The organism is Curtobacterium sp. B18 (assembly GCF_000333375.1).
Taxonomy (GTDB): Bacteria; Actinomycetota; Actinomycetes; order Actinomycetales; family Microbacteriaceae; genus Curtobacterium.
In genome coordinates, this window is sequence record NZ_BACZ01000372.1 from 1,772 (window position 1) to 25,038 (window position 23,267).

The 23,267-nt window shown below is 68.9% G+C and carries 21 protein-coding genes and 1 pseudogene; 1 reads left to right on the top strand and 21 read right to left on the bottom strand.

Going from position 1 to position 23,267, the window contains the following annotated elements:
• Positions 1-28: 28 nt before the first annotated feature.
• The 20 genes from I5E_RS10165 to I5E_RS10260 form a co-directional block, all read right to left on the bottom strand.
• The gene (locus tag I5E_RS10165) at positions 29-286 is read right to left on the bottom strand and encodes a hypothetical protein (protein ID WP_022906883.1); all 258 of its coding nucleotides are present in this window, start codon (positions 284-286) and stop codon (positions 29-31) included.
• A 172-nt stretch (positions 287-458) separates the two neighbouring features.
• Positions 459-1,646 (bottom strand): elongation factor Tu, encoded by a 1,188-nt coding sequence (tuf, locus tag I5E_RS10170; protein WP_022906884.1) that lies wholly within the window; start codon positions 1,644-1,646, stop codon positions 459-461.
• A 133-nt stretch (positions 1,647-1,779) separates the two neighbouring features.
• On the bottom strand, positions 1,780-3,894 hold the full coding sequence (fusA, locus tag I5E_RS10175; protein WP_022906885.1) for an elongation factor G: 2,115 nt from the start codon (positions 3,892-3,894) through the stop codon (positions 1,780-1,782).
• Between the two features lie 87 nt (positions 3,895-3,981).
• A complete protein-coding gene (rpsG, locus tag I5E_RS10180; RefSeq protein ID WP_022903294.1) occupies positions 3,982-4,452 on the bottom strand; it encodes a 30S ribosomal protein S7 in 471 nt (156 codons plus the stop codon).
• A 4-nt stretch (positions 4,453-4,456) separates the two neighbouring features.
• Positions 4,457-4,825 (bottom strand): 30S ribosomal protein S12, encoded by a 369-nt coding sequence (gene rpsL, locus I5E_RS10185; RefSeq protein WP_017885540.1) that lies wholly within the window; start codon positions 4,823-4,825, stop codon positions 4,457-4,459.
• Between the two features lie 420 nt (positions 4,826-5,245).
• The gene (locus I5E_RS10190; RefSeq protein WP_022906886.1) at positions 5,246-6,394 is read right to left on the bottom strand and encodes a hypothetical protein; all 1,149 of its coding nucleotides are present in this window, start codon (positions 6,392-6,394) and stop codon (positions 5,246-5,248) included.
• A gap of 34 nt (positions 6,395-6,428) precedes the next feature.
• The gene (locus tag I5E_RS10195) at positions 6,429-6,887 is read right to left on the bottom strand and encodes a DUF6121 family protein (protein ID WP_022906887.1); all 459 of its coding nucleotides are present in this window, start codon (positions 6,885-6,887) and stop codon (positions 6,429-6,431) included.
• A 25-nt stretch (positions 6,888-6,912) separates the two neighbouring features.
• Complete coding sequence (locus I5E_RS25425; protein WP_441294326.1) at positions 6,913-7,842, bottom strand: CBU_0592 family membrane protein; 930 nt, start codon at positions 7,840-7,842, stop codon at positions 6,913-6,915.
• Entirely contained in the window at positions 7,788-8,501 is a 714-nt protein-coding gene (pilO, locus tag I5E_RS25430) for a type 4a pilus biogenesis protein PilO (protein WP_022906889.1), read from the bottom strand. The genes I5E_RS25425 and pilO overlap by 55 nt, the downstream gene beginning before the upstream one ends.
• Entirely contained in the window at positions 8,498-9,232 is a 735-nt protein-coding gene (locus I5E_RS25435) for a hypothetical protein (protein ID WP_022906890.1), read from the bottom strand. The genes pilO and I5E_RS25435 overlap by 4 nt, the downstream gene beginning before the upstream one ends.
• On the bottom strand, positions 9,229-10,281 hold the full coding sequence (gene pilM / locus I5E_RS10215) for a type IV pilus assembly protein PilM (RefSeq protein WP_022906891.1): 1,053 nt from the start codon (positions 10,279-10,281) through the stop codon (positions 9,229-9,231). The genes I5E_RS25435 and pilM overlap by 4 nt, the downstream gene beginning before the upstream one ends.
• 36 nt (positions 10,282-10,317) lie before the next feature.
• Positions 10,318-11,154 carry a prepilin peptidase gene (locus I5E_RS10220; protein WP_031262148.1) on the bottom strand — a complete coding sequence of 279 codons (837 nt, stop codon included), beginning with the start codon at positions 11,152-11,154 and terminating at the stop codon, positions 10,318-10,320.
• Positions 11,155-11,159: 5 nt separating this feature from the next.
• The gene (locus tag I5E_RS10225; protein WP_022906893.1) at positions 11,160-12,989 is read right to left on the bottom strand and encodes a hypothetical protein; all 1,830 of its coding nucleotides are present in this window, start codon (positions 12,987-12,989) and stop codon (positions 11,160-11,162) included.
• Between the two features lie 47 nt (positions 12,990-13,036).
• Positions 13,037-13,741: a PulJ/GspJ family protein gene (locus tag I5E_RS10230; RefSeq protein ID WP_022906894.1), complete on the bottom strand. Its 705-nt coding sequence runs from the start codon at positions 13,739-13,741 to the stop codon at positions 13,037-13,039.
• Positions 13,738-15,201 carry a prepilin-type N-terminal cleavage/methylation domain-containing protein gene (locus I5E_RS10235; protein WP_022906895.1) on the bottom strand — a complete coding sequence of 488 codons (1,464 nt, stop codon included), beginning with the start codon at positions 15,199-15,201 and terminating at the stop codon, positions 13,738-13,740. The genes I5E_RS10230 and I5E_RS10235 overlap by 4 nt, the downstream gene beginning before the upstream one ends.
• Positions 15,202-15,281: 80 nt before the next feature.
• A complete protein-coding gene (locus I5E_RS26700; RefSeq protein WP_022906896.1) occupies positions 15,282-15,713 on the bottom strand; it encodes a type II secretion system protein in 432 nt (143 codons plus the stop codon).
• A 193-nt stretch (positions 15,714-15,906) separates the two neighbouring features.
• Positions 15,907-17,130 carry a type II secretion system F family protein gene (locus I5E_RS10245; protein ID WP_022906897.1) on the bottom strand — a complete coding sequence of 408 codons (1,224 nt, stop codon included), beginning with the start codon at positions 17,128-17,130 and terminating at the stop codon, positions 15,907-15,909.
• The gene (locus I5E_RS23560) at positions 17,130-18,800 is read right to left on the bottom strand and encodes a type IV pilus twitching motility protein PilT (protein WP_022906898.1); all 1,671 of its coding nucleotides are present in this window, start codon (positions 18,798-18,800) and stop codon (positions 17,130-17,132) included. The genes I5E_RS10245 and I5E_RS23560 overlap by 1 nt, the downstream gene beginning before the upstream one ends.
• A gap of 16 nt (positions 18,801-18,816) precedes the next feature.
• The gene (locus I5E_RS10255; RefSeq protein ID WP_022906899.1) at positions 18,817-20,487 is read right to left on the bottom strand and encodes a GspE/PulE family protein; all 1,671 of its coding nucleotides are present in this window, start codon (positions 20,485-20,487) and stop codon (positions 18,817-18,819) included.
• 208 nt (positions 20,488-20,695) lie between these two features.
• A complete protein-coding gene (locus I5E_RS10260; protein WP_022906900.1) occupies positions 20,696-21,718 on the bottom strand; it encodes a GNAT family N-acetyltransferase in 1,023 nt (340 codons plus the stop codon).
• A 79-nt stretch (positions 21,719-21,797) separates the two neighbouring features.
• On the opposite strand from I5E_RS10260, the gene I5E_RS10265 reads away from it, so the two are divergent.
• Entirely contained in the window at positions 21,798-22,193 is a 396-nt protein-coding gene (locus I5E_RS10265; RefSeq protein WP_022906901.1) for a VOC family protein, read from the top strand.
• A 146-nt stretch (positions 22,194-22,339) separates the two neighbouring features.
• Here I5E_RS10265 and I5E_RS10270 read toward each other — a convergent pair.
• Positions 22,340-23,267: pseudogene (locus tag I5E_RS10270) on the bottom strand (DNA-directed RNA polymerase subunit beta'); the annotation flags it as partial.

The window sequence follows — 23,267 nt, forward strand, 5'->3', positions numbered from 1 at the left end:
CCTCCCGTCCCCGANCGGAGCGTCGGATCTACGCGCCGTCGTTGCCGATCTTGCCGTCGAGGTCCGCGGCGGTCTTGTCGATCTGCTCGTCGAACTTGCCGCCGGTGACCTTCTTCAGGCCGTCGGCGAGGCCGTGGATGAGCTTGTCCGAGACCTCCTCGGCCTTGTCGCTCTTCAGGGCTTCCTCGATCTTGTCCTTGTTCTGGTCCACGAACGCCTTCGCGCGATCGGTGACCTCCTCCGCCTTGGCGGAGACGTTCTTCTGGATGTCGTCGAAGCCGGCCATGCTGCCTCCCTGCCGACCGGAGGTGACCCGGCCGCTCGATGGCCGGTCGATCCGGCCGCTTGGCCCACATCGTGCTCCGAATCGGGCCGTCTGTCCGCCGGACCCCGCCCGGCGAACAGCAGAGCGGGGCCGGGCCCGAAGGCCCGACCCCGCTCGACGCAGGTAACCGGAGTTACTTGACGATCTCCTCGACCGTACCGGCGCCGACCGTACGACCACCCTCACGGATGGCGAAACGGAGACCCGGCTCCATGGCGATCGGCTGGATCAGCTCGACGGCCATCGACACGGTGTCGCCGGGCATGACCATCTCGGTGCCCTCGGGCAGCGTGATGACGCCGGTGACGTCCGTGGTGCGGAAGTAGAACTGCGGACGGTAGTTCGCGTAGAACGGGTTGTGACGCCCGCCCTCTTCCTTGGTCAGGATGTAGGCGTTCGCCTTGAACTCGGTGTGCGGCGTGACCGAACCCGGCTTCACGACGACCTGGCCGCGCTCCACGTCCTCGCGCTTGAGGCCACGGATGAGCAGACCGGTGTTGTCACCAGCCTCGGCCTTGTCGAGCAGCTTGCGGAACATCTCGATGCCCGTGACCGTGGTCTTCTGCGTCGGGCGGATGCCGACGATCTCGACCTCGGAGTTGAGGTCGAGCGTGCCACGCTCGACACGACCGGTGACGACCGTGCCACGACCGGTGATCGTGAAGACGTCCTCGATCGGCATGAGGAAGGGCTGGTCGGTCGCGCGCACCGGGTCCGGAACGGACTCGTCGACGGCGGCCATCAGGTCCTGGACGGACTTGACCCACTTGTCGTCGCCCTCGAGCGCCTTGAGCGCCGAGACCTGCACGACGGGGGCGTCCTCGTCGAACTCCTGCGAACCGAGGAGCTCACGGACCTCGAGCTCGACGAGCTCCAGGATCTCCTCGTCGTCCACCATGTCGGACTTGTTCAGCGCGACGACGATGTAGGGGACGCCGACCTGGCGGGCGAGCAGCACGTGCTCACGCGTCTGGGGCATCGGACCGTCGGTGGCGGCGACCACGAGGATCGCGCCGTCCATCTGCGCCGCACCCGTGATCATGTTCTTCACGTAGTCGGCGTGGCCCGGAGCGTCGACGTGCGCGTAGTGGCGCTTGTCGGTCTGGTACTCGACGTGCGAGATGTTGATCGTGATGCCGCGCTCGCGCTCTTCGGGAGCGTTGTCGATCTGAGCGAAGTCACGGGCCTCGTTGAGGTCCGGGTACTGGTCGTGCAGAACCTTGGTGATCGCCGCCGTGAGCGTGGTCTTGCCGTGGTCGACGTGACCGATGGTTCCGATGTTGACGTGCGGCTTGGTCCGCTCGAACTTGGCCTTGGCCACTGTGGGTCCTCCTCAGGACTCGGAGAGCATGCCCCCGGTTCGAAACCGTTGGCGTGCAGTGTGTGTCTTTACTGTACTTGGTGGCGAGGGGCCCGTCGCCGGGCACCCCCGCCTGTGGAGTGACGCTGGAGCGTCACTCCCCCGCGTTCTTCGCGATGATCTCCTCGGCGACCTTGGCCGGGACCTGGCTGTAGGTCTCGAAGGTCATCGAGTAGACCGCACGACCAGAGGTCTTCGACCGCAGGTCGCCGACGTAGCCGAACATCTCGGACAGCGGCACGCTCGCGCGGACCACCTTGACGCCCGAGGCGTCCTCCATCGAGGCGATCTGGCCACGACGGGAGTTCAGGTCACCGATGACGTCGCCCATGTACTCCTCCGGAGTACGGACCTCGACGGCCATGATCGGCTCGAGGATCGCCGGACCGGCCTTGCGGGCCGCTTCCTTGTAGGCGATCGAACCGGCGATCTTGAACGCCATCTCGGACGAGTCGACGTCGTGCGCCGCGCCGTCCTTGAGGATGGCCTTCACGCCGACGGTCGGGTACCCGGCCAGGATGCCGACCTGCATGGCGTCCTGGATACCGGCGTCGACCGACGGGATGTACTCACGCGGGACGCGACCACCGGTGACGGCGTTCTCGAACTCGTAGACCTTCTCGGCCGTGACTTCCATCGGCTCGAGGGCGATCTGCACCTTCGCGAACTGGCCGGAACCACCGGTCTGCTTCTTGTGCGTGTAGTCGTAGCGCTCGACGACCTTGGTCAGGGTCTCGCGGTAGGCCACCTGGGGCTTGCCGACGGACGCCTCGACCTTGAACTCGCGCTTCATGCGGTCGACGAGGATGTCGAGGTGAAGCTCGCCCATGCCCTTGATCGTCGTCTGACCGGTCTCGGCGTTGAGCTCGACGCGGAACGTCGGGTCCTCTTCGGCGAGCTTCTGGATGGCCGTGGAGAGCTTCTCCTGGTCAGCCTTCGTGTTCGGCTCGATGGCGACCTCGATGACCGGCTCCGGGAACGTCATCGACTCGAGGACGACCTGGTTGGTCGGGTCGCACAGGGTGTCACCCGTGGTGGTGTCCTTGAGGCCGATGACCGCGTAGATGTGGCCGGCGGTCACGTTGTCGACCGGGTTCTCCTTGTTGGAGTGCATCTGGAAGATCTTCCCGATGCGCTCCTTCTTGCCCTTGGTCGAGTTGATGACCTGGGCACCCGACTCGATCGAGCCCGAGTAGACGCGGACGTAGGTGAGACGACCGAAGAAGGGGTGCACCGCGACCTTGAACGCGAGGGCCGAGAACGGCTCCGACGCGTCGGGCTTGCGGATGATCTCCTTCTCCTCGTCCTTGACGTCGTGGCCGATCATCGGCGGCACGTCGAGCGGGGACGGGAGGTAGTCGATGACGGCGTCGAGCATCGGCTGGACACCGCGGTTCTTGAAGGCCGAGCCGCACAGGACGGGGTAGACCTCGGAAGCGATCGTGAGCTTGCGGATCGCGCCCTTGATCTCGTCCTTGGTGAGCTCCTCGCCACCGAAGAACTTCTCGAGCAGGGCGTCGTCGGTCTCGGCGACGCGCTCGATCAGCTTCGCGCGGTACTCCTCCGCGCGGTCCTTGAGGTCCGCGGGGATCTCCTGGACCTCGTACTGGGCGCCCATGGTGACATCACCCTTGGCGTCGCCCGGCCAGACCTTGGCGTGCATCTCGATGAGGTCGATGATGCCGACGAAATCGTTCTCGGCACCGATCGGGAGCTGGAGCACGAGGGGCTCCGCGCCGAGGCGGTTGACGATGGTGTCGACCGTGAAGTAGAAGTCGGCGCCCAGCTTGTCCATCTTGTTGACGAAGCAGATGCGCGGGACGTCGTACTTGTCGGCCTGACGCCACACGGTCTCGGACTGGGGCTCGACGCCCTCCTTGCCGTCGAACACGGCGACCGCACCGTCGAGGACGCGGAGCGAACGCTCCACCTCGACCGTGAAGTCCACGTGACCGGGGGTGTCGATGATGTTGATCTGGTTGTTGTCCCAGAAGCAGGTCGTCGCGGCCGACGTGATCGTGATGCCGCGCTCCTGCTCCTGCGCCATCCAGTCCATCGTGGCTGCGCCGTCGTGGACCTCACCGATCTTGTGCGTGATGCCCGTGTAGAACAGGATGCGCTCGGTCGTCGTGGTCTTGCCGGCATCGATGTGCGCCATGATGCCGATGTTGCGGACCTTGTTCAGGTCGGTGAGCACGTCCTGTGCCACAGGGTTCCTCCGGAAGAGTTGTAGGAGAGGTTGGCGTCCGTCCGGGCGCCGGGGTTCATGACCACCGGCACCCGGACGGTGCCGGGACTACCAGCGGTAGTGGGCGAAGGCCTTGTTCGACTCGGCCATCTTGTGCGTGTCCTCGCGGCGCTTGACCGCGGCACCGAGACCGTTCGACGCGTCGAGGATCTCGTTCATGAGACGCTCGGTCATCGTCTTCTCGCGACGGGCCTTGGCGTACGAGGTCAGCCAGCGGAGCGCGAGGGTGTTCGCGCGGTGCGGCTTGACCTCGACCGGGACCTGGTAGGTCGAGCCACCGACGCGGCGGCTGCGGACCTCGAGGGTCGGACGGACGTTGTCGAGCGCCTTCTTGAGCGTCGCGACGGCGTCCTGCTGGTTCTTGGCGGAAACGCCTTCGAGTGCACCGTAGACGATGCGCTCGGCGAGGCCCTTCTTGCCGTCGAGCAGGATCTTGTTCACGAGCTGCGAGACGATCGGTGCGCCGTAGACCGGGTCTGCGACGACGGGACGCTTGGGGGCGGGACCCTTACGAGGCATTGGCTCAACCCTTCTTCGCGCCGTAGCGGCTACGTGCCTGCTTACGGTTCTTCACGGCCTGCGTGTCGAGCGCACCGCGGATGATCTTGTAGCGGACACCGGGGAGGTCCTTCACACGACCGCCGCGCACGAGCACCATCGAGTGCTCCTGGAGGTTGTGGCCCTCACCGGGGATGTAAGCCGTGACCTCGGTGCCGTTCGAGAGCTTGACACGAGCGACCTTGCGCAGTGCCGAGTTCGGCTTCTTCGGGGTGGTGGTGTAGACGCGGGTGCACACACCACGCTGCTGGGGGTTCGCCTTCAGGGCGGGCGCCTTGGTCTTGGTGACCTTGGGCGTACGACCCTTGCGAACCAGCTGCTGAATAGTAGGCAACTGTTCTCCTGGTTCTTCGCTCGTGTTCTCCGGCCGGCGCGGACCGCCGGCTTCCTCGTCCCACGCTGATCACCGCCTGACGGCGGATGACGAGTGGGGGACGGAGTGTCCCGGCCGACCGTTGGTCGGACCGGACTTTTCGGGCACGCCCGAAGGCGCACACCCGGAAGACATTACCCGCGTAACCCGGCGAAATCAATCCGGGCGCGTCGCCCTGGAGGCGCGTGACGAGTGCCCTGGGCGAACAGCCGTCGCGCGGGTCGTCGCGCTGGGCGCGGGGCGCTCCGGTCGGCCCGGTCCGGCGGGAGCGGTGGCGGTGGCGGTGGTCGGTGACGTGCACCCGGGCATCCGCGACCGGCGCGGCGGGGCCGCACCGCGCCTCCTGGACGAGCCGGGACCGCGTCGTCGTCCGGGCGCGCGTCAGGAACCGGCGTCCGACGACCCGTTGCCGACCGCCGACCGGAACGTCGCACCCGCGTCCGTGAACTCGGTGACGTACCCGCTGGCGTTGACGTTCATCGGGCCGGCCGAGGCCGTGCCGACCCCACCCGGGCCGGAGATGTCCGCCGTGAACGTCGCGCGGCCGAAGCTGGTCGTCGTGACGAGCCACCCGTTCGCCGCCCACGCACCGATCGACACCGTCGGGCGGGTGTCCAGCGTCCACTTCTGGTTCGAGTAGGTGTACGCGGCGTCCTGACCGTAGGCGTAGAAGCTGCAGCCGGCGGGTGCGGCGTCGGTCGACGCGATGCAGCCGTCGACCCAGGCGTCCACCGCTGCCTGGGCGGACTGCTTGCCGGCCGAGGTGAGCTCCGTCGTCATCGAGACGGGACTCGAGGCGGTGCCCCCGAAGCCCGTGACCGTCGCCGTCGACGCCTTCGCCGAGAACCACTTGCCGCCGTCGACCGCGACGTCGTACGAACCGGGGAGCGCCGTGAGGGTCACCGTACCGTCCTTCGACGTCACGACGGACTGCCCGGCGACCGAGACCTTCGTCCCGGTGGGTCCGCGCAGGCTCACGTCCACCGCGCCGAGACGGGGTGGCTCGAGCTCCCAGACGGGGAAGACGCCCCATTCGGTACCCGTCTTGTCGAGCGTGAAGGTGGACGACACGTCACGGCCCGCTTGCCGCAGGTACGCCGTGACCGTCGCGGTGTCGCCGTCGTCACGCGTGGCCGCGATCCGGTACCCGGTGATGCGGTCCTTCGCCTTCGCGTAGGCGGCGTCGGTGAGGAGCAGGTCGCGCTCGTCGTGGTCGATGCCCGCGGCGTCCAGCGCGTCGGAGACACGGCCTGCGGTGAGGTCGTCGAGGAAGGCGCGGACCGGCCGGTCGGGCGCGTGCGTCGACGTGCCGACCGAGTAGCCGACCACGCCGGCGACGAGGAGGAGCACGCCGGCGGCGCCGCCGGCGATGATGCCGATGAGCGGTCCGCGACCGAGTCGGCGCCGAGGCGTGCCCCGCCGGAACGGCTGCGGTCCGCTCGCGCCCGCCGGCGGTGCGTCCTGCGTGCCGCGGATCGAGTCCACTGCCGGGACGGATCCCCATCCGTCGGCCTGCTGCTGGTCGGTCATCGGTCCCCCGTCGTCCTCTGGTGCTGCTGGAAGACTACCGGCGGGCACCGTCATCGCCGGGCTCGGGGCGGACCCCCGACGAGCGCGACTGGTGCCGTGTCACGGCGATCCCGCCGACGACGCACACCAGCGCCACCACGACCGACCCGACGACGAACGGGCCGAGCGCGTACCCCGCGGGGAAGACGACCAGCTCGGTGAGGTCGGAGCGGATCAGGCTGTAACCGACCGCACCGACGCCGAGCATCACGAGGTAGCTCGTCGCCGCGGCCACGAGGCCCGTGACGCCCGGGTTGCCCTCGCGGGAGCCGACCGCCGTGGCGAGGAACACCACCACCGCACCGCCGAGCACCATCGCGGGGCCGAGGTACGGCGTGGCGTCGGGCTGGGAGATGACCTCGACGTCGGCGAGGAGCGCCTCGAAGCCGGTCACCGCGATGACGAGCGCGATGAACAGGATCGACGTCATCGTCGCGATCAACCACCGGGACATGCGGTGATCGTATCGCTGGCGGGCCTCAGATGCTGGCGCTGGCTGCGTGCTGCGGCTCGTCGACGTGCGGGTGCGCGGCGTGGTCCGCGTGGCCCTGCGCCGCCGGGTCCCGCTGCTCCGCGTCGTCCTGCGCCCCGTGGTCCTGCTCAGTCTGGTCCTGCGCCGCGCTGTCCGCGTGTTCCTGCGCCGCGGCGACCAGGGCCAGCGCGATGGTCGCGGTGATCACCGGGATGGACTCCGTCATCGGTGCGGCGGCGGTCGGCGCGGCGGGCTCGGTGGCCGCGGAGGCCGTCACCGTGGCCCGGTCGGCGGTCGTGGTCGTGTCGGCAGTCGCCGGCGGCGCGTCCTGGAGGCGCGGCGCGGGTGTCACGGGGAGCGTCGCCTCCGCCTCGTGGTCACGCAGTGCCGGCCCGACGATCGGCAGGACCGCCGTGGTCGCCGGCGGTTCGGTGTGGAGCACCGGCGCCTCGGTCACCGGAGCGCCGCGCTTCGCAGCCCGCTCGGCCCGCGCCATCTTGACCAGGACGACGACGGCGACGATCGCCCAGATGCCGTTGACGATCGTCGACGGGATCGCGTGGTGGGCGGCGACGTTGATCGCCACGGCGAGCCCGCCCACGAGGTTGAACAGCTGGTAGACCGGGCCGTTCGGGAGCTTGCCCATCGAGAAGAGCAAGTAACCCGCAAGGACGGTTACAGCTCCGAACCAACCAAGGAACTCCACGATTCCAGCCAACACGCGCGACTCCGGGCACGACGAGGAACGGCCATTTCGAGCGGCCGTTCGAGAGAGGGATGAGCTGCCGCGAATGCGGGCTCGGGAGCATCGTAGGCACAGCCGGAGGCCGGACGGAAGAGGGTTCGGCGTGGCGCGTCGGACCCCAGTTGGTGGGGGTCGGTTCAGTTGGTCGCGGCGGGGTCTGCGAGCACGTAGACGTAGCCCGACAGCGACCACGACTGGTCCGTCATCGGATCGCCACCGGAGTCCGAGCTCGTCGCGGCGAGACCGTTCACGAGGAACAGCCGATCGCCGTTCTGCACGGCCTTCGTGAAGCCGATCGCCTGGTCGTAGGAACCCTTGACCGCCACGGTCACGGGCACGACGACGAAGTTCGAAGCCGTGATCTGTGCGTCGCTGTGCGGGGCGGGAGCGTCGGGCGTCGCCGCTGCCGTCGGTGCGGACGCGGGCGAAGCCGACGACGACGCCGACGGGGAGGCCGACGGAGCGGCGGTCGCGGACGCCGTCGCCGACGCAGCCGAGGTCACCGGCGTGTACGCCTTCGGGTCCCCGATGGTGATCGACGTGACCGTGACCCCACTCGCGGCGCCGGCACCGTTGAACTGGTCGAGGAGCGAAGCGGTGTCGGTCGATGCCGGGACCGAGGCGCGCAGATCGGCGAGTTCGGCCTCGGTCGCGTCGAGCGAGGTGTACGCCGTCTCGAGTCGGCGGAGCTCGGCGCGGTTCTTCGCGTTCGTCGCGTCGATGTCGGCTTGCTGCGCGGTGTTGTCGGACGCCTGCGCCAGCTGTGGCTGCGCGCCGAGGAACCACCCACCCGCGAGGACGACCAGCGTCGCTGCGAGGGCGATGATGAGGGAGAGACGGTTCTTGTTCACTTCGATCCGTCCTTCGTGTACTTGCCGTCGAACGCCTTCGCGCCGAGGTGTGCCTGGATGGTCGCCGAGTACTGGCCGGTGTCCTCTTCGAGCGAGACCGAGGTGATCGTCGAGTCGACGTACCCGCGGAGTTGCGAGAGCCGTGCGGTCCAGTCGGGGACCGACGGGATGCCCGGGCTCTGGATCGTCAACTGCATCGTCGCCGCGCGCGATCCCTGCAACGGGACCGTGGACTGCGCGAACGACTCGGTGGCGTCGGCGGAGTCGATCGTCATCGCCGTGATCGAGACGCCGGCGGGGAGCACCGACTTCAGCTGCGCGAGCGTCGAGCTCCAGTCGATCTCGGTGGAGCCGCCGACCGACTGTGCAGCTTCGAGCAGGGCCGTGTCGTTCTCGACCGAGCGGACCTCGGAGTAGCGCTGCTGCTGCTGCAGGAGTGAGGTCGTCTCGTTCTGGGCGGACAGGTACGACTGCGCGGTCTCGAGCTGGTGGACGTAGGCACCCCCCGTGGCCAGAGCCGCGACCGCGGCGGCGACGATCACGCCGAGCCAGGCCCGCCGGGCGATCGCCCGCTCGCGCCGTTCGGCGTGCACCTCGGGCGGCAGGAGGTCGACCCGAGGCTCGCGGCCCGCGATCGAGGCGACCGAAGGCCGACCACCGCGTGCGGTGCTGCCGCGTCCGGCTCCGACGGCCTCATCGGGCACCGTGGCCCGGATGTCCGTGGCGGTCATGCTGCTCGGCTCCCCACTGCCAGCCCGTAGGCGACGGCGATCGCGTCTTCGTGGTCCGTCACGTCCTGCACCGGGATCGACCGCGCGAGGTTGGCGCCGGTGAACGCGGAGCCGCGTTGGACGGGGAGGTGCGTGTGTGCGGCGAGCGCTTCCGGCAGTCCCTGGAGGCGAGCCCCACCACCGACCAGGACGATGCGCTCGACGCGGTCACCAGGGCGCGTGTTGACGAAGTAGCTGATGGTGTTGCGCAGGCTCGAGATGAGCTCGGTGACGGCGTCGGTGATCACCGTCACGGCACGCACGTCGTCAGGCGTGCGCGCGTCCCCACCGATGCCCAGGTGCCGCTTCACGACCTCGGCCTGTCCGAACTCGATGTCGAGCGCGGCGGCGAGCGTCTTCGTGACGTCGTTCCCGCCCGTCGGGATGATCCGCACGAACTGGGGGACGCCGTCGGTCACGAGGACCACGGTCGTGGTGTCCGCCCCGAGCTGGACGAGCGCCGTGGTGCCGTGCAGCCCGGGTCGTCCGACGAGCACCCGGGTCAGGGCGAACGGGATGAGGTCGACGCCGACCGGGTTCAGGCCCGCCAGCTGTGCGGCCTTGACGTTCGCGAGGACGGCGTCCTTGATCGCCGCGACGAGCAGACCGTGCACGACGGGTCCGTTCTCGCCCGTCGCCTCGGCGGTCGGGTAGAAGTCGAGGATCGCGTCACCGACGGGGACCGGGAGCATGTCCTGGACCTGGAACGGCAGGCTCTCGCGGATCTGGGCGAGCGGCGCCGCGGGGACGGTGAGGTCGCGGGACAGGACGCGTTGGTTGCCCATGCCGAGCACGACGTCACGCGAACGGAACCGCCCGATCGACCACAGCGAGCGCAGCGCCGACGCGACCGTGTTCGGCTCGAGCACCTCCCCGCGGCTGACGGCGTCGGGCGGCGTCGGGACCTCGGCGAACCGCAGGACGGTCGGGCGTGCGCGGTCGGCGTTCGCGACCTCGACCGCGCGGATCGAGGATCCCGCGATGTCGATGCCCACGATGCTCTTGCCCATGATGCTGCTTTCGTCGAGGAGTGGTCGGAGGAGGTGTCAGGCGAGTCCGAGGACCCCGAGGTACGCGGTCCAGACGCCGTGGCCGAAGACGATGCCGATCCAGGCACCGGCCAACATCGCCGGGCCGAACGGCACGCCGCCACGCCACCTGGCGCGCCGGGTGAGGACCAGCGCGATCGCGACGGTACCTCCGACGACGAAGGCACCGAAAGCACCCACTGCGAGGGGTCCCCATCCGAGGTACGCGAGGACGAGTCCGAGGACGACCGCGAGTTTGACGTCGCCGAGTCCCATCCCGCCCGGGACGGCGAGCGCCAGCGTGAGGTACGCACCGCCCAGGACGACCGCCCCGATGCCGGCCCGGCCGAGGGCGCCGAAGTCACCGCTCAGCACGGAGGCGACGACCAGCAGGGCGGCGAGGACCACGGCGGACGGGTAGACGATCGCGTTCGGCAGGGTGTGCGTCTCGATGTCGATCAGTGCGAGGGCGACGGAGATCGCCATGAGGTACAGCAGCGCCGCGAGGAGCACCGCCTGGGCGGCCGGGACGGGGATCGTGCCGATCACCACCGGGCCGGACACCGCGACCGCCGCGACGACCACGAACAGGAGTGCGGTCGCGAGCTCGACGATCGGGTACCGGGGCGAGATCGGCTCCGCGCAGTCACGGCACCGGCCGCGGAGGAGCAGCCAGGACAGCACCGGCACGTTGTCCCGACGACGGATCGCGTGTCCGCACCCGGGGCACGCGCTCGGCGGGGACACCACGGAGAGACCCGCGGGGACGCGGTGGACGACGACGTTCAGGAACGAGCCGACGAGCAGCCCGAGGACACCGGCGAGGACGACGACGACCGGCAGCAACTCGCGCACGCCGTTCACCTGCACGCCCCCGTGCTGGTGGTCGCGCACGAGCCGTCCGGCTTGAACGCCGCCTGCACCTCGACCTGCGTGGTGACCCCGTAGGAGGTCGAGACGGGCTGCAGGAACTTCGGCGGCGCCGTGGTCAGCAGGCGCTGGTCGTAGACGTAGTTCTTCGAGAAGCCCGTGCCGCCCGTGGTCGCGACGGGCCCGCGCCAGTTCTGCGCGATCGAGCCGATGACCTTGAGCACGCCCAGCTTCGACCCGATGTCGTAGTTCTGGTTCCAGAAGGTCCCGGCGTTGCTCGCGATCGCCGCACTGATCGTGAGCGAGTTCCCACCGGAGCGATTGAGGAGTCCGACGCCGCTCGAGTTGCAGCGCGTGGTGTCGGTGACGTAGCCGACACCGCGCTGGTAGACGGTCGGGTACGAGGTGCAGCGCGCCGGGTTGTACACCTCGACGGCGTTCTGACCCACCAGACCGAGGATGTCGTTCGTCGCACTGACGTAGGTGACGTCGTCCGTGACCCAGATGGTGCCGGACGACGCGATGGTCATCGCACCGCTGAACGCTCCGCTGACGAACACGTCCCCCGCCGAGCAGCTGTAGGTGTCGGACGCCGAACCCGTCTGCGAGTACGAGCCGGTGGACCCGCCGTTGATCCACTCGCCCGCTGCCGGGAAGCCCTGCCCGTTGCTGAAGGGCTGGTTCGCCGTGGTCGTCGACGTCCCGTTCGAGCGCACGGTGACCGTCGTCGTGCAGTACGTGTTCGTGTACTTCGAGGGGTACGTGTTCGCGGCCCAGGAGTTGACGTCGTTGCTGGCCGTCGGCACGTCCTGGACGTACATGAGGTTCGCCGGCAGGGTCGGGATGGTCGCCCCGGCGGCGCTCTGCAGGTCCGACACGGTCCCGCACAGTGCGGCGGACTTCGCGACGTCGGTCGTCTCCTTGACCTCACCGGTCGATGCGATCACCCGGATCTGGGTCGCCTTGGACCACGGCGACCAGACGGTCATCTTGCCGTTGCCGAGGAACGACACCCTGGTGGGGCCCGTGTACAGGCACCCCGGACGCGGCACGGAGGTCGGGAGGTCCGTCCGGGTCTCCTGGGACATGTTCGAGTTCAGCGCGGGGAGGCCGAGGTACGGCACCGCCGTCGCAGCACCGCCGTTGAAGACACCGCTGCACGAACCGCTGGACGGGCGGACGGTCGTGTCGTGCTGTTCGACGGTCCCGTTGAACACGGTGGAGCACGCGGCGGTGAACACGTCGTTCGTGCGGATCGGCCCGTTCAGGACGTCGGTCCCGGCGAACTGGACGGCCTGGCACTTCGATCCGCTCTGCCACTGGTACATCGTGGTGCAGGTGCTGCCGGTGATCGCCGGGTTCGACGACTCGTAGTTGGTGAAGTACAGGTAGTTGATGAACCCGTCGCCCTTGAGGTTGGCCACCAGGGACCGCACGCTGCCGCCGGACTTGCCGGTCACCCGGACCTTGAGGACGCCCTTCGCCGAGTAGTTCGAGTTGTCGACCTCGTACCGGTACCACTGGTCCGTCGAGCCGACCACCTTCGCCCACGTCGAGAACGCGTCGTTGCCGTTCAGACCGGTGAAGCTCGAGCCGCTGTCCTTGCTGAACTGCGCATCGCCGTTGCCGTAGAGCGCGTACCCGTTGTCGTTCGAGAGCTTCGACTGGTAGTCCGCCAGCCCCGCGTACGCGGCAGCGATGGCGTTCTGGAAGTTGCGGTCGGTCGCGGACTTCACGGCGCCGGACGTCGAGACGGCGATCATCGTCGCGACCAGCAGCATCATGACGGTGCCGAAGATGAGCACGTTGCCGAGGATCATCCCGCGTTCGTCACGATCCGCCCGGTCCAGCAGTGCACGGATGCGCCTCACGGGGTCCCTCCGGTGCTCGTCCCGTAGACCACGTTGAAGAGGTAGAGGGTGTTCTGGATGTGGGTGTTGCCGGACAGACCCGCCGTCGACGAGCCGAGCTCGAGGTTCACACGGACGGCCCGCACGTTGCCGAGCTGGGTGGTGGCGAGCGTGCCGTCGGCCTGCGTCGCGATCGGTCCGCCGTTGGCACCCAGGTACTCGAACAGCGGATCACCGTCGACCGTGGGCGATGCGATCGGACCGCCGACGACGGTGCTGCGGGTGGGCGTCTGGGTGGTCGCGGGGAAGGTCCAGAAGCCGTTGTTGGCGGTGCCGTCCCACTGGTCGAGGACGATCCGTTTCGCCGCGTTCAGCGAGTAGCGGATCTGCACGGGTTTGTCGGTGCTGTTGCCGTCGAGGTTGATGTAGGCGAAGAAGGTCGTCCGGGTCGGCCCGGCTTCGGTCAACGCCGCCGCGTAGCTGCCGTCCGACTTCGGCAGCAGGCTCGCAGCGTGGACGTAGCGGGTCATCGAGTTCATCACGATGGAGGCCGACCGTGCGTTCTGGTCGGACGTCGTGTTCGTCGAACCGGCCCGGAGCGTGGCGGTGAAGAACCCGCCGACGGCGACGAGGATGATCATCGCCACGCTCATCGCGACGAGCAGCTCGGACAGCGAGACGCCGGACTCGTCGGAGTGCAGTCGGCGGAGGACCCGGGTCACGACGTCTGTCCTCTCGGATCGAGCGTGAGGGTGTTGTCGTAGCTGATGACCACGAGCGCGGTCTTCTGGTTGACGCTGCCGCTCGTGACGGCCTTCACGTTCGAGGCGTTCGAGGCGATCTCGTTCTTGGTCGTCGCGCCGAACGTCGTTCCGGAGTAGAGGGTCCACGTGCCGAACGGCAGGGCGATCGTCGCGGTGTCGGCCGCCGACACCGGGAACTTCATCGTCATGCCGGCGGAGCACCCCGGGTCGCCCGCTGCGGGACTCGAGGACGACACCGCGGTGACGTAGCGACCCTTGACGCCCTTCACCGTCGCGACGCCCATCATCACGGAGGCGGAGGATGCCGTCCCCGGTGAGGTCGCGACCGATCGGGGTGCCACACCGATGGCTCCCGAGGGGTTCGGGGTGGACCAGGCCGCCGGGTTCGGGCTGAGGCAGCTCGACGACGACGCCGGGCTGTTCGAGTAGGGGCCCGCGTACACCGTGTAGCCCGAGGTGAAGGGGAACACGGGCATGCTCGGCGTGGACGCCGACGTGACGACGAGGGAGGTGCTCGTGACGTCCCACGGCTTCATCGTGTCGAGACCGCCGACCGTCGAGGACAGCACCGTCACCATGTTCGTGGGGAGCGTTGCGTTGTAGTCCTTGGCGTACTGCAGCGTCAGCTGGCTCGCACGGTCGTAGACGAACGGGACCGGCGAGCTCGCGCCGGCGGAGACGGTGATCGGCGACTGCGATGACGGCTGCGCCTGGCCCGTGTCGATGCCGCCGGTGGTGTTCGCGGTGACGGTGTAGTCCCCGGGGGCGACGTTGACCGCGTAGGAACAGCCCTGCGCGTCGGTCGGCCGGACCGGCGTCGTGAGCGCCGAACCGCCGCCGCCGGACACCGGGGTGACGGTGATCCCGACCCCCGCGTTCGGGGCGCCGGACGCCGTCGCGACCGAGATGATGAGCGTGCCGTACCCGGGATCGGTCACGGCGTCGCTCGGTGCGATGGCCGAGGTCACGGAGGTGGAGCTCGTCCCGCCGCTGCGCGGGCTGGGCCAGCTCACGGTCTCGACGACGCTCTTGTACGCGAGCTTGCCGGTCGACGACCCGCACGCACCGGTCGCGCCGTCGCTCTGCACCCACGAGACCGACCGGTCGATCTTGTACTCGACGTTGCCGACCGTCTTCGTGTTGTCGGCCCCCGCCTTGCTGACCACGTTGAAGATCCCCCCGGTCGACGCCGCAGCGGTCTGCCGGAGGGTGTCGATGTCCTGCGACGCGAGTGCGACCGCGGTCTCTCGACCACGCGTCGTCTGGGTGAGCTGCAGGGTGTTGGCGATGCCGTAGGCGATGCCCACCGACATCACCGCGAACACCATCATCGCGACCATGACCTCGATGATCGAGAAGCCGGCCTCGGCGTCGCGCTCGTCGCGCGGGCTGAGGACGTTCCGCAGTCGTTGGATCATGGTCACCTCCTGGTCGGTGTTCGGGTGAGCGAAGGGGCGGTCCGTCGCTCGACGAACCGCCCCTTCAGCGATCGATCAGGTCAGCAGGACCCGGTGGCGGCAGACGTCTTGTCCGTGATGTTGAACGGGTTCTTCGTCGCACCGGTGCCGTTGATGCAGAAGCCTGCGGTCGTTCCCGTGCCGGTGGTCTTGTAGACCAGGGTGTTGTCCGTGCTCTGCGTCCAGCCGTACTGACCGAGCGTCGACGAGTTGAAGTCGGTCGCGGCCGGCAGGGCACCGTTCTTGTCGGTCTGGTACGCGATCACCGCGGTCTTCGCGTTGGCGAGGTCCGACTTGACCGAGGCGTCCTTCGCGTTGTTCTGGACGTTCAGGTAGACCGGGATGGCGATCGCGGCGAGGATGCCGATGATGATCACGACGACGAGGAGCTCGATGAGCGTGAAGCCCTTCTCGTCCTCGGCGAGGAGTCCCTTGCGGCGAGCGTCGAGCTTGCCCATGAGCGCGAAGTACATGGTTGTTCCATTCTTTCGGGAATGCGATCGGAAGATTGTTCGGGGCTTGCTCGGCCGCCGCTGACAAGAGTATTCAGGGCCAATTCCGGGCATAATCCCGAGAACGGGGGGCAAGGGGGCAAGGAAATACCCCCACTCCCGGGGGCAGCGGGGGCATTCCCGCCCCCGCACGAGGGGTAGCGGAAACTGGTTCCTACTTGACCAGGGACGTGATCTCGAAGATCGGCAGGTAGAGCGCGATGATCATCCCGCCGACCACGACACCGAGGAACGCGATGAGCAACGGCTCGATCAGCGCAGTCAGGGACTCGGTCGTCGCCTCGACCTCGGCGTCGTAGAAGATCGCGATCTTCTCGAGCATGACCTCGAGGGATCCGGCGTCCTCGCCGACGGCCATCATCTGCGAGACCATGCTCGGGAACACTTTTTCCTTCGCGAGTGGAGCAGAAATCGACTCACCTTTTCGAACGCTTTCACCGACGCGCTCGAGGGCTTTCTGCACGACGAAGTTGTTCGACACTTCGCCGACGATCTGCAATGCCTGAAGAATGGGCACGCCGGCACCGATCATGTTCGAGAAATTGCGCGCGAACCGGGCGATGACGATCTTCTTCGTGAGCGGACCGAAGACGGGTAGCCGCATCATCAACGGGTCGCGGAACGCCCGGAAGCGATCGGTGTTCTTGTTCGCGCGGTACCAGAGCCACCCCACCACGACGGCGACGGCGAGCACCGGTCCGAGCCAGCGCATCGCATGGGACATCGACACGAGGATCTGCGTCGGCACGGGCAGCTTCCCACCGAGGCTCGAGAACATGTCCTGGAAGATCGGCACGATGAAGATGAGCATGATGACGACCGCGAGCAGCGACATCACGAGCACGACCACGGGGTAGGTCATCGCCGACTTGATGGTGGACCGGAGCTTGTGCTCCTTCTCGAAGTTCGTGGCGATGGAGTCCATCGCCTGGTCGAGGAAGCCACCGGTCTCGCCGGCCCGGATCATGTTGATCATGATCGGCGGGAAGTCGACCGGGTACTTCGCCACGGCCTCCGAGAACGAGACACCGCGCTCGACGTCGTCGCGGACCTTGCCGAGGATGACCTTCAGCTTCTTGTTCTCGGTCTGGTCGGCCAGGATCGACAGCGCCCGGAGCAGCGAGAGGCCCGAGGTCAGCATGGTCGATGCCTGCCGCGACATGATCGCCAGGTCCTTGAGCCCCACGCCCTTCTCGAACCCGGGGATCTTGATCTCGGTCTGCAACCCGGTGCCGGGCTTCGCCTCGGTGATGGCGATCGGCGAGACCCCCATGCCCCGCAGGCGCTGGACGACCGCTCCTTCGGAGGACGCGTCGAGCCGCCCCTTCACGAGCTTGCCGGCGCCGTCGCGCCCCCGGTAGTCGTAGGCGAGCGACATCAGTGGCCTCCTGAGTACTTGTCGCCGAAGTCGATCTCGGATGCGGCGATCGCGGCGGCGGAGGAGTCGGACGGGGACTCGACGCGCTGCACGAGGCGGTCGAAGCCCTCGTGGTCGTGGACCTTCTCCATCGCGGCGGCACGCGTGACGGTGCCGACGTTGACGAGTTCGGCGAGGTCCTGGTCCATCGTGTGCATGCCCATGTCGCGTCCGGCCTGCATGGCGGAGGTGATCTGGTAGGTCTTGCCCTCGCGCACGAGGTTCCCGATGGCCGGGGTGGTCTTCATGATCTCGGTGGCGACGACCCGGCCGGCGCCGTTGGCCTTCGGCACGAGGGTCTGGCAGACGACGCCTTCGAGCGTCGAGGCGAGCTGCGTCCGGATCTGTCCCTGCTGGTGCGGCGGGAAGACGTCGATGACACGGTCGATCGTGCCCGGTGCGCTCTGGGTGTGCAGGGTGGCGAAGACGAGGTGTCCGGTCTCGGCGGCGGTGAGGGCGACGGAGATCGTCTCGAGGTCGCGGAGCTCGCCGATGAGGATGACGTCGGGGTCCTGCCGCAGCACGTGCTTCAGGGCGGCGGCGAACGAGTGGGTGTCCGCGCCGACCTCGCGCTGGTTGATGATCGCCTTCTTGTGGTCGTGCATGAACTCGATCGGGTCCTCGACCGTGACGATGTGGTCGGCACGGGTCTCGTTGACGAGGTCGATGAGCGCGGCGAGGGTGGTCGACTTGCCGGATCCGGTCGGTCCGGTGACGAGCACGAGTCCGCGCGGCAGCTTGGCGAACTCCCCCACGTGCTCGGGGATCCCGAGCTGCTTGAGGGTCTTGATCTTCGTGGGGATGATGCGGAACGCCGCGCCCCAGTTGCCGCGCTGCTGGTAGTAGTTCACGCGGAAGCGGTACTCGGGGGACAGCGAGTAGGCGAAGTCGAGTTCCTGCTCGTGGTCGAACTGTCCGGCCTGCTCGACCGAGAGCAGGGTCTTGAGTGCGGCGATCACCTTGTTCCGGGCCCAGGGGCCGCCCGGGACGGCGGGACGCAGGGAGCCGTCGACGCGCACGGTGGGTGCGGCGTCGGCGGTGAGGTGCAGGTCCGACGCGCCCTGGTAGACGACCTGGGCGAGCGCGGTGATGAGGTCGGGGTCCGCGACCTCGCGCGCGTGGCGGGTGAAGTTGATCTCGTCGTGCCCGGCGGGCGCCGGCACGCGGGTGGCCGTGGTGGCGACGGTCGGGAGGATCGTGGTCGGTTCGGCGGGCACGACCGGCAGGTGCTGCGTCGCCGCGTCGGCGTACCCGTAGGACGCGGTCGACGGCGGGACGGCTGCGGACGGCGTCGCGGGTCGGGTGTGCGGCTGCGCGACCGGCACGGCGACGGGGTCGCCGGACGGCGCCGGCCAGGACCCGTTCGCGAGGGACGGCTGCGGTCCGGACGCGGTGCCCGGCGCGGTCGCGGACGGCGCCGGCCACGCGGTGTCACCCGACAGGTCGTAGACCGGCGCGGCCGAGGCGGGGGCGGGCTGCGCCTCCACGGCCGGCGACGTCGGCTGCTGGGCCGCTGCGGCCGCGAGCCGTGCGGCCCGGCGCCCGCCGACCTCGGTGCCGGGGCGTCCCGGGTGCCATCCGGCGACCGGCTCGTCGCCGGGCACGGAGATGTCGTAGACGGAATCGGTCATCGTCCCACTCCCACGCCTACGCGACCACGCGCAGGATCTCGTCGATGCTCGTCATGCCGAGCTTGACCTTCTCCCACCCGTCCTGGCGGAGGGTGAGCATGCCCTGCTGCTGGGCGACGCGGCCGATCTCGGCGCTCGAGGCGCGCGACACGGCGAGGCGCTCGATCTCCTCGGTCACCGTCATGACCTCGTGCAGGGCGATGCGGCCGCGGTACCCGGTGTTCGAGCAGACGGCGCAGCCGACCGGGCCGAAGAACTCCGGCACGGCGGAGTCCTGGTCCGCGACGAAACCGAGCGCCACGAGTTGTGCCGGTGTGTACTGCGCGGGCGCCTTGCAGCGGTCGCAGAGCCGGCGCGCCAGACGCTGGGCGACCACGGAGTCGAGGGCGGACCCGACGAGGAACGGCTCGATGTCCATCTCGGTGAGCCGTGTCACCGCGGACGGGGCGTCGTTCGTGTGCAGCGTGGACAGCACGAGGTGGCCGGTGAGCGAGGCCTCGATCGCGATCTGCGCGGTCTCGTGGTCGCGGATCTCACCGAGGAGCACGACGTCGGGGTCCGACCGGAGGATCGACCGCAGGGCCGACGCGAACGTCAGGCCCGCCTTCGGGTTGACCTGCACCTGGTTGATGCCGGCCATCCGGTACTCGACCGGGTCCTCGACGGTGATGACGTTGATCTCGGGACGGGCGACGGCGTTCAGGGTCGTGTAGAGCGTCGTCGACTTGCCGGACCCGGTCGGCCCGGTGACGAGGATCATCCCGTAGGGCTTCGAGTAGGACCGCTGGTACGCCTGGAAGTTCTGCTCGAGCAGGTTGAGTTCCTTGAGGGACATCGACGTGTTCGTGTTGTCGAGGATCCGCATGACGACCTTCTCGCCCCAGACGGTGGGGAGGGTCGCGACGCGGAGGTCGATCTGCCGACCGCCGTGCCGCACCGACATGCGGCCGTCCTGCGGCTTCCGACGCTCGGCGATGTCGATGTCGCTCATGATCTTGAGCCGGCTGATGACGCCGTTCTGGATGTTCTTCGGCGCCGGCGCCATCTCGTGGAGCACACCGTCGATGCGGTACCGGACGCGGACCTCGTGCTCGCCGGGCTCGATGTGGATGTCGGACGCGTGGTCCTGGATGGCCTGGGAGACGAGAAGGTTCACGAACCGGACGATCGGGACGTCGTCGAGGGCGCCGTCGGTCAGGTCGACCTGCTGCTGCGTCTGCGCCGACGCCTCTTCCTCGAGCGAGGAGGTCAGGTCGTTCAGCTCGTCGTCGGCACGCAGGTAGCGGTCGAGCGCGGCGGCGAGGTCACGTTCCTCGACCTGCAGCGGCTTCACGGGGCGACCGGAGGCGGTCCGGGCGTCGTCGATCGCGAGGACGTTCGTCGGGTTCACCATCGCGAGCACGAGGACCTCGCCCTCGAACCCGACGCCGAGCACCCCGTGCCGACGGCAGAGCGCCGCGGGGAGCATCGACACCGCGGTGCCGTCGACCGGGTAGTCCGTCAGCGGGACGGTCTTGGAGTTGTTCGACGCGGCACGGGCGGTGATGTACTGCGCCTCGCTGACGAGGCCCTGGTCGACGAGCGAGCGGATCGACCGGTCGTCGATCTCCTCGTCGCCGGTCATCGAGTCGAGGTGCTCGATCGGGAGGGCTCCGTTGAGGATGAGGATCTCGGACAGCGTGGCCATGAGCTGCGGAGCCTCCTTCGGGTCGCGCGGGGGTCGTGGGGACGAGCGCCGGTGGGGTTCGGCGCCCGACCACGCTACGTCGGCACGGATCGGCCGCCGCAGTCCCACAACGAGGGGGCGAGGGGGTTTTCCGTGGCCCCAGTGCAGGGGTACCCGCGGGTATCGAGATGCCTGCACCGCATCGGACGGTCGGCACGGGTGACCCCCGTCAGAGGGACGTCGACGCGGTGACGTGCACGGGTCCGGCGACGAAGCCGAGCCGCTCGTAGATCCGGCCCGCGCCGCTCGGGTTCTCGGCGTCGACGTGCAGGACCGCGGCGTCGAGTCCGTCGCCCTGCATGCCCCGCAGCACGGCGTCGAGGACGATCGGCGCCAGCCCCGTGCCCCGGGCGCCGCGGACGACGCCGACCCAGTGCACGTACCCGTACGACCGGCCGCGCGCTGCGAAACCGTCCGGGTCCACCTCGACGAGGGCGAACGCCACGATCGCACCGGCGGGGTCGACGACGACCCGGCCGAGGTCGAGCCGGGCGATCGGTGCCGTGAGGAACCCGTGCCAGTCGGACGCGACCATCGGCTGCGATCCCCAGTGGTCGCGGAAGGCGTCGTTCTTCGCGTGCCGGAGCGGCTCGATGTCGTCGGGCGTGATCGGGCGGAGCCGGTACCCGACGGGCATCGGCGGGAGCTCCACGTCGCCGCGCTCGTCGAACACGACCTGCATGTCGACCCAGTGCCGGACAGGCTCGAGCCCTGCGCGGGCCGCCAGCCGGAGGGCGCCGGACCCCTGCGGCGCGCCGATCGAGATCGTCGCCGGCAGGTCGAGATCGAGCGCGGCGAGGTGCTGCCGCGCACGTCCGACGAGCCACGCGAGCACCCGTCGGCCGATCCCCCGGTCGCGGAGCACCGGATGGACCGCACCCTCGAGCACCACCCGAGCAGCGGTGACCCGGGAGGGGACGTCGATGACGATGCCGTAGGCCTGCACATGCCCACCAGGATCGATGCCGACGAGCGTGTCGCGCTCGAGGTCGAGCCCTTCCGTGGAGAACGTCCGCTCGAGGCTCGCTGTGGAGGGACGAGCGTGGGGGTCGTCGACCGCAGCCGCCGCCACCGCGACACCGTGCACCGCGGGCAGGTCGTCACGGGTCGCCGCTCGGAAGGTCAGCCCGGCGATGGGGACCGGGAGCTCGACGTGGGCCGGGGCGGTGATCCGTTCGCGCAGCGTTGCCATCCGCCCAGCCTGCCAGGGAGTCGCGGAACCGACGGCGGAAAGCCCTCGACGTGCGGCCCCGTGCGGGACAAGATGAGTCATGGACATCACGAGTGTGACCGTGGGGCTGCCCGTCACCGACATCGAGGCGTCCTGCCTCTGGTACGGCGCCGTGTTCGAACGCGCCGAACCGGACCTCGAGCCCGACGAGGGCATCGCCGAGTACGAGGTCGGCGGCATCTGGATCCAGCTCTACGAGGACCCCGACGCCGAGGAGAACCCGGTCAGCGTCCGCTTCGGCGTCGACGACGTCGCCGCACAGCACGCGCGCATCGGCGCGCTCGGCATCGACATCGGCCCGGTGGAGTGCGTCGACGGTGCCGTGGACTGGTTCGACGTCCGCGACCCCGACGGCAACGTCCTCAGCCTGTTCTCCCTCGTCGACGAGACCGGCCGCGGTTCCGGTCGCGACAACGGGGCGGACCGCGCGGTCTGAACCGTCACGCCACCACCTGACGGACGGGNGGCGCGGNGCCGGNCNGNNNNGNGCCTCCCGTCCGACGACGGGTCACGACGGACCGCCACCGACGGGAACGGCCCCCGCATCCGAGGATGCGGGGGCCGTTCCGGTGGAGCTCAGGCTCAGTTGTAGGTGCCCGGCGTGAAGTCGTCCGACGAGAAGCTGTCGAAGTCGACGAAGCTCAGGTCGGCGTCCGAGAACGACGAGTCGTCCGCGAAGATGCGGTTGGGGTACCGCTCCGCCTTCGCTTCTTCCGTCGCGTTCACGTCCACGTCACGGTACCGGCTGAGGCCCGTCCCGGCGGGGATGAGCTTACCGATGATGACGTTCTCCTTGAGGCCGACGAGGTGGTCCTGCTTGCCCTCCATGGCCGCCTGCGTGAGGACGCGGGTGGTCTCCTGGAAGGACGCGGCGGACAGCCACGACTCGGTCGCGAGGGACGCCTTCGTGATGCCCATGACCTCCTGGCGAGCGGAAGCGGTCTTGCGACCCTCCTGCAGCGCCGCACGGTTGAGCTCGTTGTACCGCGAACGGTCCACGAGCTCGCCCGGGAGCAGGTCGGTGTCGCCGTGGTCGACGACGGTGACCTTGCGGAGCATCTGGCGCACGATGACCTCGATGTGCTTGTCGTGGATCGGCACGCCCTGCGAGCCGTACACGTCCTGCACACCGTTGACGAGGTGCTTCTGGACCTCACGCACACCCTTGACGCGGAGGACTTCCTTCGGGTCGACGGTGCCGGCGATGAACTGCTCGCCGAGCTCGACGTGCTGCCCGTCCTCGATGAGGAGCGTCGCACGCTTCAGCACCGGGTAGATGAACGGCTCGTCGCCGTTGTCCGGCGTGAGGATGATGCGACGACCCTTGTCGGTGTCCTCGATCGTGGCGCGGCCGGGGGCCTCGGCGATCGGGGACGCACCCTTGGGGGTACGCGCCTCGAAGAGCTCCGTGACACGCGGCAGACCCTGGGTGATGTCGTCGGCGGACGCCGAACCACCCGTGTGGGAGGTACGCATCGTCAGCTGGGTACGGGGCTCACCGATGGACTGG